Raw genomic sequence first — 17,262 nt, 5'->3', positions numbered from 1 at the left:
GAAAACGGTCCTCTCATTAGGCTCCGCGCATGGACGTACTCATCCACCTCTTCGTCGCCCTCCACATCATCGGCATCGCCTCCCTCCTCGGCGGCTTCCTCACCCAGCTGAAGGCCATGGGCCAGGGCGCGGCCCGCTTCGTCCCGGCCATGCTCCACGGCGCCCTCACCATGCTCATCACCGGCGTGATCCTCGTCGGCCTCAACCAGGCCGACGACCAGCCCGTCAACAACATCAAGATCGGCATCAAGCTGGCGCTGCTGATCGTGATCCTGGGGCTGGTGTATGTGAAGCGGGACGAGGAGACGGTGGAGAAGCCGCTGTTCGGGCTGGTGGGCGCACTGACCACCGCGAACGTCTTCATCGCGGTGCTCTGGACCTGAGTTCTCCGCGCTCTGGCAGGACCCGGGCGACCCGTCGCCTACGCCGGTCGCACCACGCTGTGGATCGACGACTCGCCGTCGTAGAACACCGACTCCTCGCGGACGTACGCCCCCGGCTTCGGGGCGTGGATCATCATGCCGTTGCCGATGTAGAGGCCGACGTGGCCGATGTTGTCGTAGAAGAAGATCAGGTCGCCGGGCCTGGCGTTGGTGAGGGGGACGGTGGTGCCGGCGTTGACCTGGTCGTAGGTGGTGCGGGGGAGGTCGACGCCGGCGGCCTTCCAGGCGGCCTGGGTGAGGCCGGAGCAGTCGTAGGAGCCGGGGCCGGTGGCGCCCCAGACGTACGGCTTGCCGATCTGCGCGCGGGCGAAGGTGAGGGCCTTGGCGGCCTTCGAGGCGTAGGTGGAGTCCTCGGCCGGGGCGGACGTCTCGGTGGTACCGGTGGACGTCTCCGTTCCGGTGGAGGCCTCCTCCTGGGTGCTCTGGGCCCCCTGGGTCTCCTGCGCCGCGGCCTGCCGACGCGCCAGCTCCTCCGCCTTGCGCTCGGCCTCCTCCTGCTCGCGCTGTTCGATCGCGGCGAGCCGGACCCGCTCCTCGGCGGTGAGGGTGGAGAGCAGTTCGCGGGCCTCGGCCAGCTTCGCCTGGACCTTGGCCTTGCTGGTCTTGAGGGCGTTCTGCGACTCGGTGAGCTGTTCGAGGCTGTCGCTCGCCGCCCGGCGCTGCTCCGTCGCCTCGGCCTGCTGGGTGATGTACCCGTCGACGGCTTCCTTCTGACGGCCCGTCAACCGGTCCATCAGCTGGTTCTGGTCGAAGTAGTCCTGCGGGCTGTCCGCCAGGAGCAGTGACGCTCCGTCGGGGGCCGCCGCGCCCGTGCGGTACTGGGCGGCCGCGAACGAACCCAGTTGCTCCCGCGCCTCGTTGAGTTTGTCCGTGCGCTGGGCGACGTCGTCGAGAAGGGTGTCGACCCTCTTCTTCTGCTTGGTCGCCTTCTCCTTGGCCGAGTTGTAGTTCTCGGTCGCCGTCCCGGCCTGACGGTAGAGGTCGTCGACCTTCTTCTCGACTTCCTCCAGGCTCGGCTTGTCGTCGGTCGACGGGGCGGCGTTGGCCGTCTGGGAGAGCAGGGCCACGGAGGTGAGGGCGGCCGTGGCGAGTGCGGGGGTGCGTATGCCCGCGCGCGTTCGGACGGCCGGACGCGGCTTGCGGTGCGGCGCCATGGTTCGGCGTCTCCTTCCGTTGTCCGCCTACCGAGTTAGCTGTCGGGTTCGGGCGCAAGCTTCGGAAGGTTTGCCCTACGACCCTCGCCGCGTACGGCGGCCGGATCGATTCACCCCAGAGGTCGGTGGGTCCCCGGCTCCGGCTGCCTCGGGAGGCGTACCGGACTCGGCGGAGGCCGTGCGGCCCGGCGACGTTCGCCGGTTGGGTCGTACGGCCTGAGAAAACGCTAGCCAACTCGTGTGGCCCCTGTGAAGGTTGATGTTCGATATGCCCGATACGTTTTCGTGACCTTAGCCTCTCGGACGCGATAGGTGGTACGTTCGATCGCTCACCGTCGTGAGGTGGGTACGGCGAGTGGCGGATGTGGACTTTCCGGGGTGGCCCACCGCTGTCAGTGGGGGCGCCTAGACTCGGAGAGCGATGAGCAGCCTCTTTGACGACAGCTTCCTGGCGGACCTCCAGGCCCCCCGCGGCCATGCGGAGGAACCCCCGCCGCCGCCCGAGGACGATCACGTACCGGAGCCGCTTCCGGACGATCTGTTCGGCGGGAAGTTCGACGCGCCCCCGGACCGGGACGAGTACTACCGCGGCGGCGCCCCCCGCCCCGCCCTCGACGCGGCGGCGCTCCTGGACGGGCTGAACGAGAACCAGCGCGCGGCCGTGGTGCACGCCGGCTCGCCCCTGCTCATCGTGGCCGGTGCCGGCTCCGGCAAGACCCGTGTGCTCACCCACCGCATCGCCTATCTGCTGGGCGAGCGGCATGTCCATCCGGGCCAGATCCTCGCGATCACCTTCACCAACAAGGCCGCAGGCGAGATGAAGGAGCGCGTCGAGCAGCTCGTCGGCCCGCGCGCGAACGCGATGTGGGTGATGACCTTCCACAGCGCCTGCGTACGGATCCTGCGCCGGGAGTCCAAGAAGCTCGGCTTCACGTCGAGTTTTTCCATCTACGACGCCGCCGACAGCAAGCGGCTGATGGCGCTTGTCTGCCGGGATCTGGACCTCGACCCCAAGCGCTTCCCGCCCAAGTCCTTCAGCGCCAAGATCTCGAACCTGAAGAACGAGCTGATCGACGAGGAGGACTTCGCCGCCCAGGCCACCGACGGCTTCGAGAAGACCCTCGCCCAGGCCTACGCGCTCTACCAGTCCCGCCTCCGCGAGGCGAACGCGCTCGACTTCGACGACCTGATCATGACGACGGTCAATCTGCTGCGCGCCTTCCCGGATGTCGCCGAGCACTACCGCCGCCGCTTCCGCCATGTCCTCGTCGACGAGTACCAGGACACCAACCACGCGCAGTATTCCCTGGTCAGAGAGCTGGTCGGCAGCTCCGAGCACCCCGTGGACGTACCGCCCAGCGAGTACGACCTACCACCCGCCGAGCTGTGCGTCGTGGGTGACGCCGACCAGTCGATCTACGCCTTCCGCGGCGCGACCATCCGCAACATCCTCCAGTTCGAGGAGGACTACGCGGACGCGACGACGATCCTGCTGGAGCAGAACTACCGCTCCACCCAGACCATCCTGAGCGCCGCCAACGCCGTCATCGAGCGCAACGAGTCCCGCCGCCCCAAGAACCTGTGGACCAACGCGGGCGCGGGCGCGCAGATCACCGGGTATGTCGCCGACACCGAGCACGACGAGGCCCAGTTCGTCGCCGACGAGATAGACCGACTGACGGACGCGGGCGAGGCGAAGGCCGGAGACGTCGCCGTCTTCTACCGTACGAACGCCCAGTCCCGTGTCTTCGAGGAGATCTTCATCCGCGTCGGCCTGCCCTACAAGGTCGTCGGCGGCGTCCGCTTCTACGAGCGCAAGGAGGTCCGGGACGTCCTCGCGTATCTGCGCGTCCTGGCCAACCCGGAGGACTCCGTCCCGCTGCGCCGCATCCTCAACGTGCCGAAGCGCGGCATCGGCGACCGCGCCGAAGCGATGATCGACGCCCTTTCGCAGCGCGAGAAGATCAGCTTCCCACAGGCGCTCAAGCGCGTCGACGAGGCGTACGGCATGGCGGCCCGGTCGACGAACGCCGTCAAGCGGTTCAACACGCTGATGGAGGACCTGCGGACCGTCGTCGAGTCCGGCGCCGGGCCGGCGACCATCCTGGAGGCGGTCCTCGAACGCACCGGCTATCTGGCCGAGTTGCAGGCGTCCACGGATCCGCAGGACGAGACCCGCATCGAGAACCTTCAGGAACTCGCCGCCGTCGCCCTGGAGTTCGAGCAGGAGTCCGGGGCTGCGGAAGGCGAGGGCGAGGCGGCGGCTGCGACGCCCGTCGGGCTACCCGCCTTCCTGGAGCGGGTGGCCCTGGTCGCCGACTCCGACCAGATCCCGGACGAGGAGGAGGACGGCTCGGGCGTCATCACGCTCATGACCCTCCACACCGCCAAGGGCCTGGAGTTCCCGGTCGTCTTCCTGACCGGCATGGAGGACGGCGTCTTCCCGCACATGCGCGCCCTCGGCCAGACCAAGGAGCTGGAGGAGGAGCGCCGCCTCGCGTACGTCGGCATCACCCGCGCGCGCGAACGGCTCTACCTCACCCGGTCGTCGCTGCGCAGCGCCTGGGGCCAGCCCTCCTACAACCCGCCGTCCCGCTTCCTGGAAGAGATCCCGGCCACCCACCTGCAGTGGAAGCGCAAGGGAGCCTCCGCGCCGGTGTCCTCGGGCCCGGCCGCCGGCATCGCGTCCTCGCTGTCGTCCTCGCGCTCCCGGTCCTCCGCCTCGGGCGCGTCCGGCTTCGCGACCCGTCGCGGCGCCGCTGAGAAGCCGGTCGTGTCCCTGGCCGTCGGCGACCGCGTCACCCACGACCAGTTCGGCCTCGGCACGGTCGTCGGCGTCGGGGGCACGGGCGCGAAGGCGGAGGCGACGATCGACTTCGGCGACTCCAAGCCGAAGCGGTTGCTGCTGCGCTACGCGCCGGTGGAGAAGCTGTAGTCGAAAAGCCTGTCCGGCGATTGAGGACGAGGCCGAAGGCCGATGGGGGTCCGGGGGCGCAGCCCCTGGGCAGCCCACCCCGCAGCCCCTGGGCGGCCCACCCCGGCAGGGGTCCTGAGGCCTACGTCGGATCCAAACCGTGGCTGCGCAGCCACGGCAGCGGGTCGATGGCCGAGCCGCCCGCCGGGTGGACCTCGAAATGCAGGTGCGGGCCGGTCGAGTTGCCCGAGTTGCCGGAGTAGGCGATGGTGTCGCCGGCCTTGACGGTCGTACCGGAGGCGACCTTGTACGTGGAGAGGTGGCAGTACCAGGTCTCCGTGCCGTCCTTGGCGGTCACGATGACCATGTTGCCGTAGGCGCTGTTCCACTCCGTGCGTACGGTGCCGTCGGTCGCGGCCATCACCGGCGTGCCGTACGAGACGGGGAAGTCGATACCGGTGTGCAGGGACATCCAGTTGACGCCGGACTGCCCGTAGTACGCGCTGAGGCCCTGCTGGGAGACCGGCAGCGCGAACTTCGGGCGCAGACGCTCCTTGCGGGCCGCCTCGGCCGCCGCCTTCTTCTGCTCCAGCTCCTGCTGGGCCTTGAGATCGATGCGCTCCTGCGTCCGGCTCGCCCGGTCGGCGAAGTCGTCCGCCTCGGCGGAGAGGCTCTCCAGCTGGGTGTCGAGCTGGTTGTTGGCGGTGGACGGCTTCACCGCGGTGGCGTCGTCCGACTTGACGGACGCGGTTGTCTCCGTGTCGTCCGACGTGACACCGACCGAGGCCGCCGCGATCCCCGCGACACCCATGACACAGGCAGACGGAACGGCCACGGTCAGCAGGGCGGAACGTTTGGCCGGAGCCTTCCGGCGCGACCGCGAGGCCGCGCGGGTGGCCGCCCGGCCGGGGCTCGCGCTCTTGGTCGCCGCCGGGGTGACCTCCTCCTGGTCGTCGAGGAGCGCGGCGCGGTCGGCGCCGTCGGTCTCCAACTCGCCGTTCGGGGGGAGGGGTTGGTCCTGGTCGTCGTACGGCGCGAGCTGCTCGAAGGTGGCGGTCGCCTGCTGCGCGAAGTCCACGGCCTCGGCGGAGAAGTCCACCACTTCGGTCCGCGGGTGCTCGTGGGCGTCGTACGACTCGGGGGCGGAGCCGCCGTGTTCGTCACCGGCGGGCGTGCCGTCGGTGTTCCACTGCGTGGCGTCGAACGCGCCCGTGTCGAAGTGCTGGGTGCCGACCCACTGCTGGGTCTGGTCGGACGGGCCCGACTGGCCCGGCTCCTCGGACTGTTCGGGCTGCAGCCAGCCGCTCGCGTCCCACTGGCCGCTGGCATCGGGGCCCGTCGACTGCGCCGGGATCTGGACGAGGTGCTCGTAACCGGCCGACCAGGACGTCGTGTCGTAACTGCCCGTGTCGTACGCGGCCTGGTGCTGCGCGGCGTACGGGTCGTAGTTCAGCGTCTGGTGGCTGCCCGTCGACCACTGCGAGGCGTCGTAGGAGCCGGTGCCGTTGTCATTGCCCGGCATGTCGCCGAAGAGGGGGTCGGCCGCGAACGTGCCGTTCGCGTGCGCGCCGGTGCCGGCGTCGAAACCTGTGGCGGTGTAGTCGCCGTACGTGGTGAAGTCGCCGTAGGTGGCTTCCTGGTGGCCGTACGACGCGTAGTGCGCCGGGTCGGCTTCGGAAGCCGGAGCCGGGGGTGTTGCGGTCCCCGACGGGTGACGATCGTTCACCAACTTCTCTTTCGCCTCGACGACAGGGGCTGGCAGAGCAGTGCGGTGACTGTACCCGGCGGTATGCGGGCGCGACAATCTTCAACGGGTTTCGCGCGCGCAGGAAACGGGCATTCGAGCGTCTTTCGGCGGTCTGTGGGTACGACTTTGGCTTTGCGTTCGAAGGTTGTTCGATAGCAGGCGGCTGTGTGGGGGCGGTGGGACGGCCGCGCCGGCCGGGGTGACGCGTTTCGCCGGGTCGTGGCGTGCCGGAAGTGGGGCGCGTTGGTGTCGTAGGGAGGGTGTCGCGGGTCGCGCGCGTGAAGGGGGCGCGTGGGTGTGCGCCGCGTTTAGCGCCTTACGTCCCTTTTCCGTCCGGCTGTGGCGAGGGTCACTGTGCTCTTGCCGGTGTCCGCCGGGCTCACGCCACGGTCAGACCGCCGGGCCGGGCGGTCGTGCGGGCCCCTGCCTGGGAGGTGTCGAGGGCCTGCCGTATTCCGGCGGCGACGGCCGGGTGCACGGGCAGGGCGAGATGGCCGATGCCGGTGACCCGGATGTTCTGCGCCATCAGGTCCGGGTGGTCGACGCAGGCGGTCTCCAGCGGATCCATCAGGTGGTCGAGGTCGCTCCAGAACGCCACGAAGTGCGTACGGCAGCCCGGTGCCGGCGCGCGCAGTTCCTCCAGCACCTCCGAACCCGGCCGCATCTGGCGGACGATCGGGTGGGCGTTCGCCAGCGGCACGACGCTGGTGCCGCCGTGCGGGGTGCCGAGCGTGACGAGCGTGCGGACGCGGTGGTCGCCGCCGAGCCGCTGCACGTAGTACCGCGCTATCAGTCCGCCGAGGCTGTGTCCGACGACGTCCACCTGTGCCTGTCCCGTGCGCTCGCAGATGTCCTCGATGTGCCGGCCGAGCAACTCGGCGGCGGCACGGATGTCGCAGGTGAGGGGCGAGTAGTTGAGCGACTCGATGTGCCGGCCGCCGTGCTGGGCGAGGGCGCGGCGCAGCAGGACGAAGACCGAGCGGTTGTCGATGAAGCCGTGCAGCAGGACGACCGGAGGCTTCTCCTCCGTCGGGAGCCGAGGCGCGTCGGGCGGGGGGAGCCTGGGTGCGACCCGGCGCTCCTGCGTCATCCCGGACGGGTAGAGCAGCAGATGCCCGGCGAGGATCGCCAATTCCAGGGCGGTCGCCTTGAGGAGGGTCACCGAAAGGCCCGTCAGCCTGGCGGGCAGGAACCGCTCGCAGAGCGGAAAAAAGGGCCCTATCGCCCTGGTGACCTTCATGCCCGACCTCCCGTCGGCAGACGGGCGGACGCCTCTGTCCCCCGTGCCCTAGTGCAAAGCGGCGTGCGGGCGGTGGACGGCGGGTGCGATGTCGCGCGACATGTGTCGTCTGCGTGACCTGCGCTGCGTGTGCGGCGCATGAGGCGCCGATCACGCGACGGGGGGCCCTACCTCCTGAAACTCCCCGCTGCCCTGCCATCCGCCGTCTGCCGACGCCGATCCGCCCCATCCCTGTGGCCTCCCGCAGGTGGCGGTTCGGTGCGGCGCCGCTCTGACGACTCTCTTTGCGCACGCTACCCCGTGGCGCGTACGCCGCCGGGAGTCTCTGGATCATCGGCCCGGAAAAGCCCGGATGCCGCGATCGCCTCAGCGAACACCTTGATCCCCGCGCGACGCGTGAGCCGCGGAATCCGGGAGCAGTGCGCGGCGAACGTGTCCCACCGTGTGATTTCCCCCTTGCCCCCCAGCGCGAAACTGCCGGTTGAGGGATGCTGGAGATAACGTTCGTTCACTTCGCCGCGGCTCGGGGCGGGTAGAAGTTCCGTGGGCCTGACACCGTGCCGGCGCACCCGATGCGGCGGGCTGCGATATGTACGGTTTGCATGGCTTGCATGCCATATGTGGCCGTATTCTGTTACGGATTGGTGTACTCGTTTCATGGAGGCAGTGATGGGTGTGGCAGCCGGTCCGATCCGCGTGGTCGTCGCCAAGCCGGGACTCGACGGCCACGATCGCGGGGCCAAGGTGATCGCGCGAGCGCTGCGCGACGCCGGTATGGAGGTCATCTACACCGGCCTCCACCAGACGCCCGAGCAGATCGTCGACACGGCGATCCAGGAGGACGCCGACGCGATCGGCCTCTCCATCCTCTCCGGCGCCCACAACACCCTCTTCGCCGCCGTCATCGACCTCCTCAAGGACCGCGACGCCGAGGACATCCTCGTCTTCGGCGGCGGCATCATCCCCGAGGCGGACATCGCCCCGCTGAAGGAGAAGGGTGTCGCCGAGATCTTCACCCCAGGGGCGACGACGGCGTCGATCGTGGACTGGGTGCGGGCGAACGTACGACAGCCGGCCGGCGCGTAGACCGCTGGGTTCTTCGTCTCCGGGCGAATGGGGGCTTCCCGCGCAGTTCCCCGCGCCCCTTCAAAGCATTCGGTCGCGCCCGGGGTCTTTCAGGGGCGCGGGGAACTGCGCGATCAACCACAACGCACCTGCACCCGGCCCGACAACCCCCAACTCCCGAGCTCTGACGCGTGCGGGGTCGAAGGGGCGGCACCCCTGGGGACGGGACGGGTAGGGGCGGCGGGGGCGAGGAAACCCGCCAAGTTCACGGCGGCGGCGCCAGCTCCCCCTGCATCGTCGCCCGCAACCGCAACGTAGTCGTCAGCCGCTGAAACGCCTCGGCCCAGTACCCCCCGGCCCCCGGCGCCGAATCCTCCGCATCCTCCGGCGTAGCCGTGAGCGGTTCGAGCCGCACCACCTCCACAGGATCCAGGCACCGCTCGGCCAGCCCCATCACCCCGCTGAAACTCCACGGATAACTCCCCGCGTCCCGCGCGATGTTGAGCGCGTCCACCACGGCCCTCCCCAACGGCGGAGCCCACGGCACCGCGCACACCCCCAGCAGCTGAAACGCCTCCGACAACCCATGCGTGGCGATGAACCCCGCCACCCACCCGGCCCGCTCCCCGTCCTCCAGCATCGCCAGCAACTTCGCCCGCTCGGCCAGCGACACGGCCCCCGGCCCCCCGGCCTCCGGAGTGGACGGCGCCCCCAACAACGCCCGCGACCACCCGGGATTCCGCTGCCGCACCGCCGCCCGGCACCACGCCCCGTGCAGCTCCCCGCGCCAGTCGTCCGCGACCGGCAGCGCCACGATCTCCTCCGGTGTACGCCCCCCGAACCGCCGCGACCACGCCCCGAGCGGCGCCGCCTCCACCAACTGGCCCAGCCACCACGACCGTTCACCCCGCCCGGACGGAGCCTTGGGCAGCACACCGTCGCGCTCCATGCCGGGGTCGCACTCGTGCGGAGCCTCGACCACGAGTGTGGGCGCGCCTGCGGTGTGGTCGACGGCCACACACGTGGTCGCCCGCTTCGCCATTCGCCCCGCGAGCGCCGAGTCGGGCAGCGCGGACAGCAACTCCGCCGCCGTCGCCCGTACATTCCGGCTGCGGTCCGCCAACGCGGTCTCCAGGAACGGCTCGTCCCGCGCACCCAGCCCCGTACGGAGCGTGTCGAGGAACATGAGCCGGTCCTCGGCCCGCTCCGTCGGCCAGGTGGACGCCAGCAACTCGCGTGCCGACGCGGCATCCCGGGCCCGTATCGCCGTGAGCAGCGCGACGCGCTCCGCGAACAGGCCCTCCTGCCAGAGCCGTTGGACCCGCTCCGGCTCGTCGGGGCCGGGCAGGGCCGCGCCACCGCCGGGCACCGCACGCAGCGCGAACCGCCAGTCCGTGTTCAGCCGGGCCAGCCACAGCGCCCGTGTGCCCGCGAAGGTCAGGGCGGCGGGGCGCAGATCCGTACGGCCGCGCGCCGCGTCCAGCAGCGCGGGCAGGGCCTGCGGAGGCGCCGCGTAACCGTAAGCGTTGGCCAACGCCAGCCACTGGGGCAGCAGTTCCATCAGATCGGGCGCCGCACCCCGGCGGCCGCCACCCGTGCCGGGCCGGTCGGCCAGCATGGTCGCCAGTCTGCGTGTGGCGGCGGGCGGCAACGGCGGCCGCCGGTCCGGTGCCACCGGCTCCGGCCGCGCCGCCGCCCGCACCGGCCGTATCCCGGCCCTGCGCCGCACGGTCTCCACGGCCGCCGCGTCCAACAGCGCCACGGGCGCGTCCCGGCCGGGCACCGACCCCGGCGGCGTACGACGATCCGTCCCGAGCAGCGCCGTGGTGACGAGCTCCTCCCAGGAGGACCCCGTCGAAGCTTCTGAGGTACTGGTCATGAGGTTCCTTCCGTAGGCCGTGAACCGCTGCTCCCGCCGCTGCCTCCGCCTTCCCTCAGCACAGGGCCGCCGCCTGACCGGCCGCCACCGATGTCTCCTCCGTCCCCTCCGCCCAAGCCGTCAGCGGTGTGAAGCCACGGTGGCCGCACTCACCGAAGACCGTGACGGGCGTGCCGCCGGAGAGGGCGACGAGGCGCCACAGACCCGGGCGGGAGCGGGCGGCCGGGGTGATGGGGAGGGCCAGATCGCTGTCGGCGTCGGCCAGTTGCCAGGAGTCGCCGTCCGGGATCGGTAGGACACGGGCGAGGGTGACCGGGTAGGCGTCCAGCCAGGGGTCGTCCCGGAGGGCCTCGCCGTAACGGGCCGCCGCTTCGGCCGAAGTCAGGCCCGGCGGTCGTAGGGCGGTGGGCTCGGGCGCGGTGAATCGCTCGCCCAGGGCCGCTCGTAGCTGTCCCGCGCCCGGGTACGCCGACACCTCCGCCTCGAAGGCCAGGCCGACCGGGAGCGACAGCTCGGGGGCTCGGCCGGCGGCTCCGTAGGAGAGGAGCAGTGCCGTACGGCCCGACTCGGCGCCGTGGAGCCAGATGCGGCGGGTGGTGAGACGGGAGTCGGACGTGTCGTACTGGGCGAGGGCCAGCCAGCGGTCGCGGACCGGTGGGCCGTCCGGGGAGCCGGGCAGGCCGACCCGGGAGCGGACCGTGGCCGCCAGGCCGTCAGGGAGCTGCTCGCGGCGCAGCCAGCCCCGGTCCAGGAGATGAAGAAGGGCGCACTCCTCAAGGAGGCGGACCGGCCAGCCGGGGCCCGAGCCCGGTATCGCACCCAACTCCCTCACCCGCGCGGCCAGTCCGGGGGCCTGGGCGTCGACCATACGGGCCGCCGTCTCCTCCCACAGGCCGTACCCCGCCTGCTCCGCGGCGGCCAGGCCGCCGCGGAGCAGGTCGGTCAGGCGCTGTTCGAGCTCCGTCGCGCCCGCGGTGATCCGGTCGGCGCGCCGCTCAGCTCGGCGACGCGCCGCCTCGGGGTCAGCGGACGTGGCCCCAGATGCCGCGTCCGTCCTCGTCGTCCTCTCCGCTGCGCGCGAGCGGCGGCCCGCAAGCCACTGCTCCGCCCAGTCCGGCGCCTGCCCAGGCGGCACCGCGGCGTCGCCGCCCGCCCAGAGAAGCAGCAGCCCCAGCGCATGCTTGCACGGGAACTTCCTGCTCGGACAACTGCACTTGTACGCGGGCCCGGTGGAGTCCGCGACGTCGATCACTGTCTGATACGGCTTGCTGCCACTGCCTCTGCATAGTCCCCACACCGTCCCCTCGTCCGAAGTGCCTGCCTCCGACCACGGCCCGGCCGCGCCGAGTTTGCTTCCGGCTTTGCGCGACGTGGCGTCAGGTGCCAATGCCAGCACCTGCTCAGCCGTCCAGCGCACCCCCTGCTGAGTCATGCTTCGAAGGTAGATCCCACCACTGACAATTGGTTTGCGCGATCCAATTTCCGCAGGTCAGACTGGATTGTCAGTGGTGTGGTGCAGTGTGGTCACCAGATCCGAACCGGCCGAGCTGGAGGGGGACTCAGCCATGCCTGCGTCTACTGGAACGACCACTGTCGACCCGAGCCGCAACCAGTCCGCGCCCGCGAACACGCACACGCGTGTACACACGGACGCGGGGGTGGACCCGCGTGCGGGCGGCGAGGTTCTGCGGGCCCACGCCGAGCACGCCTTCGCCGATGAACTGACCGCGCTGGCCGCCCAGGACGACCGGCCCCGGCCGGCCCGCTGGAAGCTCTCGCCGTGGGCCGTCGCCACCTATCTGCTCGGCGGGACGCTCCCGGACGGCACGGTGATCACACCGAAGTACGTCGGGCCGCGCCGCATCGTCGAGGTCGCCGTCACCACCCTCGCCACCGACCGCGCCCTGCTCCTGCTCGGCGTGCCCGGCACCGCCAAGACCTGGGTCTCCGAGCACCTGGCCGCGGCCGTCAGCGGCGACTCCACACTGCTCGTGCAGGGCACGGCGGGCACCCCGGAAGAAGCGATCCGCTACGGCTGGAACTACGCGCGGCTGCTCGCCCACGGCCCGAGCCGTGACGCCCTCGTGCCCAGCCCCGTCATGCGGGCCATGGCGGAGGGCATGACGGCCCGCGTGGAGGAGCTGACCCGTATCCCGGCCGACGTCCAGGACACGCTGATCACGATCCTGTCCGAGAAGACCCTGCCGATCCCGGAGTTGGGGCAGGAAGTGCAGGCCGTCCGCGGCTTCAACCTCATCGCCACGGCCAATGACCGCGACCGCGGGGTCAACGACCTGTCGAGCGCCCTGCGCCGCCGTTTCAACACGGTCGTGCTGCCGCTGCCGGAGAGTGCCGACGCCGAGGTCGACATCGTCTCGCGCCGCGTCGACCAGATCGGCCGCTCACTCGACCTGCCGGCCGCGCCGGACGGCATCGACGAGATCCGCCGCGTCGTCACCGTCTTCCGGGAGCTCCGCGACGGCGTCACCACGGACGGCCGTACGAAACTGAAGTCGCCCAGCGGCACCCTGTCGACCGCCGAGGCGATCTCCGTCGTCACCAACGGGCTCGCCCTCGCCGCCCACTTCGGCGACGGCGTCCTGCGCCCGTCCGACGTCGCCGCCGGCATCCTCGGCGCCGTCGTCCGCGACCCGGCCGCCGACCGCGTCATCTGGCAGGAGTACCTGGAGGCGGTCGTCCGCGAGCGCGACGGCTGGACGGACTTCTACCGCGCCTGCCGCGAGGTGAGCGCGTGACGGGGCGGGGAGAGGGAGCGGCGGGGACCGGCGGCCCGGGTCCGGCCGGGCGGCCGGACACGGCGGTTGAGGTGGAGGGGTGTGCTGGGGCGGAGGCATGCACCGACGTGGAGAAGGTTGCCGGGGCGGAGGCGCATGCCGGCGTGGAGACTCACGGCGGCGTGGAGGCGTACGCGGGCGTGGAACACGCGGACATGCAGAGGCTCGCCGGGGTGCGGCCGCCTGGTGGTGGGCCGTTGCTGCTCGGGGTGCGGCATCACGGGCCGGGGTCGGCGCGGGCGGTGCGGGCCGCGCTGGAGGCGGCCCGGCCCCGGGTCGTGCTGATCGAGGGGCCACCGGAGGCGGACGCGCTCATCCCGCTCGCCGCCGACGAGGACATGCGGCCCCCGGTCGCCCTCCTCGCCCACGCGGTCGACGAACCCGGCCGCTCCTCCTTCTGGCCCCTCGCCGAGTTCTCCCCGGAGTGGGTGGCCATCCGCTGGGCCCTGGCCCACGGTGTCCCGGCCCGTTTCATCGACCTGCCGGCCACGCATTCGCTGGTGTGGGGGAGAGAGGAGGCTGCCGCCGCCGAGCCGAACGGACGGACCTCGCGGCCGCAGGGGGCGACTGAGGGATTGGCGCCGGGCGAAGGGCCGGCCTCGGCTGAGGCGTCGGCGGACGAGGCGGTTCGCGTCGACCCTCTGGCCGCGCTTGCCGAAGCGGCCGGGTATGACGATGCCGAGCGGTGGTGGGAGGACGTGGTCGAGCATCGGGGGGCCGGTGGGGACGTCTTCGCGCCGTTCGCCGTGCTGGAGGAGGCCATGGGGGCGCTGCGGGAGGTGTTCGGGACCGGGGGGCGCGATCGGGACCCGGTGCGTGAGGCGTACATGCGGTTGCAGCTGCGGGCCGCGCAGAAGGAGTTCGGGGACGACGGCGTGGCCGTCGTGTGCGGGGCCTGGCATGTGCCCGCGCTGTGGGAGAAACGGACCGTGGCCGCCGATCGGGCGCTGCTGAAGGGGCTGCCCAAGGTCAAGGCCGACATGACCTGGGTGCCGTGGACGCACCGAAGGCTGGCCCGGGCCAGCGGCTACGGCGCGGGCATCGACTCGCCGGGCTGGTACGGCCACCTGTTCAGCGCACCCGACCGTCCCGTGGAGCGGTGGCTGACCAAGGTCGCGGGGCTGCTGCGGGAGGAGGACCGGATCGTCTCCTCCGCGCATGTCATCGAGGCGGTACGGCTGGCCGAGACGCTCGCCGCGATGCGCGGGCGCCCTCTGCCGGGGCTCACGGAGACCACCGACGCCGTACGGGCGGTGATGTGCGACGGCTCGGACGTACCGCTGTCGCTGGTGCACGACCGGCTGGTGGTCGGTGACGTACTGGGGGAGGTGCCCGAGTCGGCGCCGGCGGTGCCGTTGCAGCGGGACCTCGCGCGGCTCCAGCGGCGGCTGCGGCTCAAGCCGGAGGCGCTGGAGCGGGAGTTGGAGCTCGACCTGCGGAAGGAGAACGACGCGGAGCGCAGCCGTCTGCTGCACCGGCTGCGGCTGCTCGGCGTCGAGTGGGGCGAGCCGACGACCTCGCGCGGCAGCACGGGCACGTTCCGGGAGACCTGGCGGCTGCGCTGGGAGCCGGAGCTGTCGGTGCGGGTCGCCGAGGCCGGGGTGTGGGGGACCACCGTGCTCTCCGCGACGACCGCGAAGGCCGAGGCGGACGCCGTCACGGCCCGGTCGCTCGCCGATATCACGGGGCTCGCGGAGCACTGCCTGCTCGCCGAACTCCCCGACGCCCTGCCCGTGGTGATGCGGGTCCTCGCCGACCGCGCCGCCCTCGACGCCGACGTGGGCCACCTCGCCCAGGCCCTCCCCGCCCTCGTCCGCTCCCTCCGCTACGGCGACGTCCGCGCCACCGACACCCGGGCGCTGGCCGAGGTCGCCGCCGGGCTCGCCGAGCGCGTCTTCGTCGGGCTCCCGCCCGCGTGCGCCGCGCTCGACGCGGAGGCGGCACAGGAGATGCGCCGCCATGTGGACGCGGTGCACGGAGCGGTGGGGCTGCTGGGTGACGTCGTCACGGGGGAGCGCACGGAGCGGGGCGGTGACATACGCGCCCGTTGGCATGCGGTGCTGCGTGTCCTCTCCGGGCGGGACACCGTCCCGGGCATCATTCGGGGGCGGGCCGTACGACTCCTGCTGGACGACGGGGAGTTGGCACAGGACGAGGCGGCGCGGCTGATGGGGCTCGTGCTGTCGCCCGGTACGGCGCCGGCCGACGCGGCGGCGTGGATCGAGGGGTTCGTCGGCGGTGGCTCCGGCGGCGGGATGCTCCTGGTGCACGACGAGCGGCTGCTCGGGCTGGTGGACGCCTGGCTGACCGGGGTGCCGGGGGACGCGTTCACGGACGTACTGCCGTTGCTGCGGCGGACGTTCTCGGCGTACGAGCCGGGGGTGCGCCGGACGCTCGGCGAGCTGGTGCGGCGCGGGCCGGGGCAGCGGGGGAGCGCGGCGGCCGGCGGGACCGGCATACCGGGCTTCGCGGCCGACCTCGACCACGACCGTGCGGACGCGGTGCTGCCGGTGGTGCGGCTGCTGCTCGGCCTGGACGGCGACCGGGAGAACGCCGACCGGGAGAACGCCGACCGGGAGAACGCCGACCGGGAGAACGGCGTCCGGGAGAACTCCGACGACAACGACCTTGTGGGGGTGGCGCGATGACGACCGAAGGACTGAGCGAGCCGAGGCAGGCCACCGAAGCGGTGGATGCCAGGGGCGGGCACGGGAGCGAGGGCGGGCATGGTTTGCGGTCCGGCGGCGGCCCGACCACGACCGTGTCGGTGATCCCGCTCTGGGCCCGGCCTCGTACGGGGGTGCGCGGATGACGACCGGGGCGGCACAGACGGCGACCGGAACCGCGGGGCTGGATCCCGACGCGGCCGACGAGCGGTTGCGGCGCTGGCGGCTCGTGCTCGGCGGGGAGTCGGCGGACGGCACGGGTTGCGCGCTGGGCGGGCGGGACGCGGCGATGGACCAGGCGTTGACCGCGCTGTACGGGAAGGGGGACAAGCCGCAGGCGGGGCGGGACCGTTCGGCGGGGCTCGGGGCGTCGGCGCCGTCCGTGGCGCGGTGGCTCGGGGACATCCGGACGTACTTCCCCTCCTCCGTCGTACAGGTGATGCAGCGGGACGCCATCGACCGGCTCGGGCTGTCCGCGCTGCTGCTGGAGCCGGAGATGCTGGAGGCGGTGGAGGCGGACGTCCACCTCGTCGGCACCCTGCTCTCGCTCAACAAGGCCATGCCGGAGACGACGAAGGAGACCGCGCGGGCCGTCGTACGCAAGGTCGTCGAGGATCTGGAGAAGCGGCTCGCGACCCGCACCCGGGCCACCCTCACCGGTGCGCTCGACCGCAGCGCCCGCGTCAACAGGCCCCGCCACCACGACATCGACTGGAACCGCACGATCGCGGCCAACCTCAAGAACTACCTGCCGGAGTACCGGACGGTCGTGCCCGAGCGGCTCATCGGGTACGGGCGGGCCTCCCAGTCGGTGAAGAAGGAGGTCGTCCTCTGCATCGACCAGTCAGGATCGATGGCGGCGTCCGTCGTCTACGCCTCCGTCTTCGGGGCAGTGCTCGCGTCCATGCGGTCCATCAGCACCCGGCTCGTCGTCTTCGACACAGCCGTCGTCGACCTCACCGACCAGCTCGACGACCCGGTCGACGTCCTCTTCGGCACCCAGCTCGGCGGCGGCACGGACATCAACAGGGCGCTCGCGTACTGCCAGTCGCAGATCACCCGGCCCGCGGAGACCGTGGTCGTGCTGATCAGCGACCTCTACGAGGGCGGCATACGCGACGAGATGCTGAAGCGCGTGGCGGCGATGAAGGCGTCGGGGGTGCAGTTCGTGACGCTGCTCGCGCTCTCCGACGAAGGGGCGCCGGCGTACGACCGCGACCACGCGGCGGCCCTCGCGGCCCTCGGCGCACCGGCGTTCGCCTGCACGCCCGACCTCTTCCCGGAGGTGATGGCGGCGGCGATCGAGAAGCGGCCGTTGCCCATACCGGACAATGCGTGAGGAGGTTGGGGCGGCTGAGG

At 71.8% G+C, this 17,262-nt stretch carries 11 protein-coding genes and 1 riboswitch; of the genes, 6 read left to right on the top strand and 5 right to left on the bottom strand.

Annotated elements, in window-relative coordinates; translation table 11 throughout:
• The first annotated feature begins 29 nt into the window (after positions 1 to 29).
• Entirely contained in the window at positions 30 to 383 is a 354-nt protein-coding gene (locus tag JIX56_RS16735) for a hypothetical protein (protein ID WP_257541541.1), read from the top strand.
• Between the two features lie 38 nt (positions 384 to 421).
• Here the strand turns inward: JIX56_RS16735 and JIX56_RS16730 are convergent, their stop codons facing one another.
• Positions 422 to 1,597: a C40 family peptidase gene (locus JIX56_RS16730; RefSeq protein WP_257541539.1), complete on the bottom strand. Its 1,176-nt coding sequence runs from the start codon at positions 1,595 to 1,597 to the stop codon at positions 422 to 424.
• 9 nt (positions 1,598 to 1,606) lie between these two features.
• A riboswitch (cyclic di-AMP (ydaO/yuaA leader) is annotated at positions 1,607 to 1,779 on the bottom strand.
• Between the two features lie 239 nt (positions 1,780 to 2,018).
• Between JIX56_RS16730 and pcrA the strand changes: the two genes are divergently transcribed.
• Positions 2,019 to 4,532, top strand: a complete 2,514-nt coding sequence (gene pcrA / locus JIX56_RS16725; protein WP_257541537.1) for a DNA helicase PcrA — start codon at positions 2,019 to 2,021, stop codon at positions 4,530 to 4,532.
• 121 nt (positions 4,533 to 4,653) lie between these two features.
• On the opposite strand, the gene JIX56_RS16720 is transcribed toward pcrA, so the two are convergent.
• Together JIX56_RS16720 and JIX56_RS16715 are read right to left on the bottom strand one after the other, a co-directional pair.
• Positions 4,654 to 6,237 (bottom strand): M23 family metallopeptidase, encoded by a 1,584-nt coding sequence (locus tag JIX56_RS16720; RefSeq protein ID WP_257541535.1) that lies wholly within the window; start codon positions 6,235 to 6,237, stop codon positions 4,654 to 4,656.
• Between the two features lie 400 nt (positions 6,238 to 6,637).
• Positions 6,638 to 7,498, bottom strand: a complete 861-nt coding sequence (locus JIX56_RS16715) for a lipase family alpha/beta hydrolase (protein ID WP_257541534.1) — start codon at positions 7,496 to 7,498, stop codon at positions 6,638 to 6,640.
• Positions 7,499 to 8,167: 669 nt separating this feature from the next.
• Between JIX56_RS16715 and JIX56_RS16710 the strand changes: the two genes are divergently transcribed.
• The gene (locus tag JIX56_RS16710; protein ID WP_257541532.1) at positions 8,168 to 8,584 is read left to right on the top strand and encodes a cobalamin B12-binding domain-containing protein; all 417 of its coding nucleotides are present in this window, start codon (positions 8,168 to 8,170) and stop codon (positions 8,582 to 8,584) included.
• Positions 8,585 to 8,828: 244 nt separating this feature from the next.
• Here JIX56_RS16710 and JIX56_RS16705 read toward each other — a convergent pair whose 3' ends face one another.
• Both JIX56_RS16705 and JIX56_RS16700 read right to left on the bottom strand, forming a co-directional pair.
• A complete protein-coding gene (locus tag JIX56_RS16705) occupies positions 8,829 to 10,442 on the bottom strand; it encodes a DUF5691 domain-containing protein (RefSeq protein WP_257541530.1) in 1,614 nt (537 codons plus the stop codon).
• Between the two features lie 55 nt (positions 10,443 to 10,497).
• Positions 10,498 to 11,874, bottom strand: coding sequence for an SWIM zinc finger family protein (locus JIX56_RS16700; RefSeq protein WP_257541528.1), 1,377 nt, complete (start codon positions 11,872 to 11,874; stop codon positions 10,498 to 10,500).
• 133 nt (positions 11,875 to 12,007) lie between these two features.
• Here JIX56_RS16700 and JIX56_RS16695 point away from each other — a divergent pair, with 133 nt between their 5' ends.
• The 3 genes from JIX56_RS16695 (at position 12,008) to JIX56_RS16685 (ending at position 17,242) form a co-directional block, all read left to right on the top strand.
• Positions 12,008 to 13,198, top strand: coding sequence for an ATP-binding protein (locus tag JIX56_RS16695; protein ID WP_257541526.1), 1,191 nt, complete (start codon positions 12,008 to 12,010; stop codon positions 13,196 to 13,198).
• Between the two features lie 194 nt (positions 13,199 to 13,392).
• Positions 13,393 to 15,885 carry a DUF5682 family protein gene (locus tag JIX56_RS16690; protein WP_257550917.1) on the top strand — a complete coding sequence of 831 codons (2,493 nt, stop codon included), beginning with the start codon at positions 13,393 to 13,395 and terminating at the stop codon, positions 15,883 to 15,885.
• Positions 15,886 to 16,045: 160 nt separating this feature from the next.
• The gene (locus tag JIX56_RS16685) at positions 16,046 to 17,242 is read left to right on the top strand and encodes a VWA domain-containing protein (RefSeq protein ID WP_257541524.1); all 1,197 of its coding nucleotides are present in this window, start codon (positions 16,046 to 16,048) and stop codon (positions 17,240 to 17,242) included.
• Positions 17,243 to 17,262 lie beyond the last annotated feature (20 nt).

This window comes from Streptomyces sp. CA-210063 (assembly GCF_024612015.1).
Classification (GTDB): Bacteria; Actinomycetota; Actinomycetes; order Streptomycetales; family Streptomycetaceae; genus Streptomyces.
This window is presented reverse-complemented; position numbering and strand designations above follow the sequence as displayed.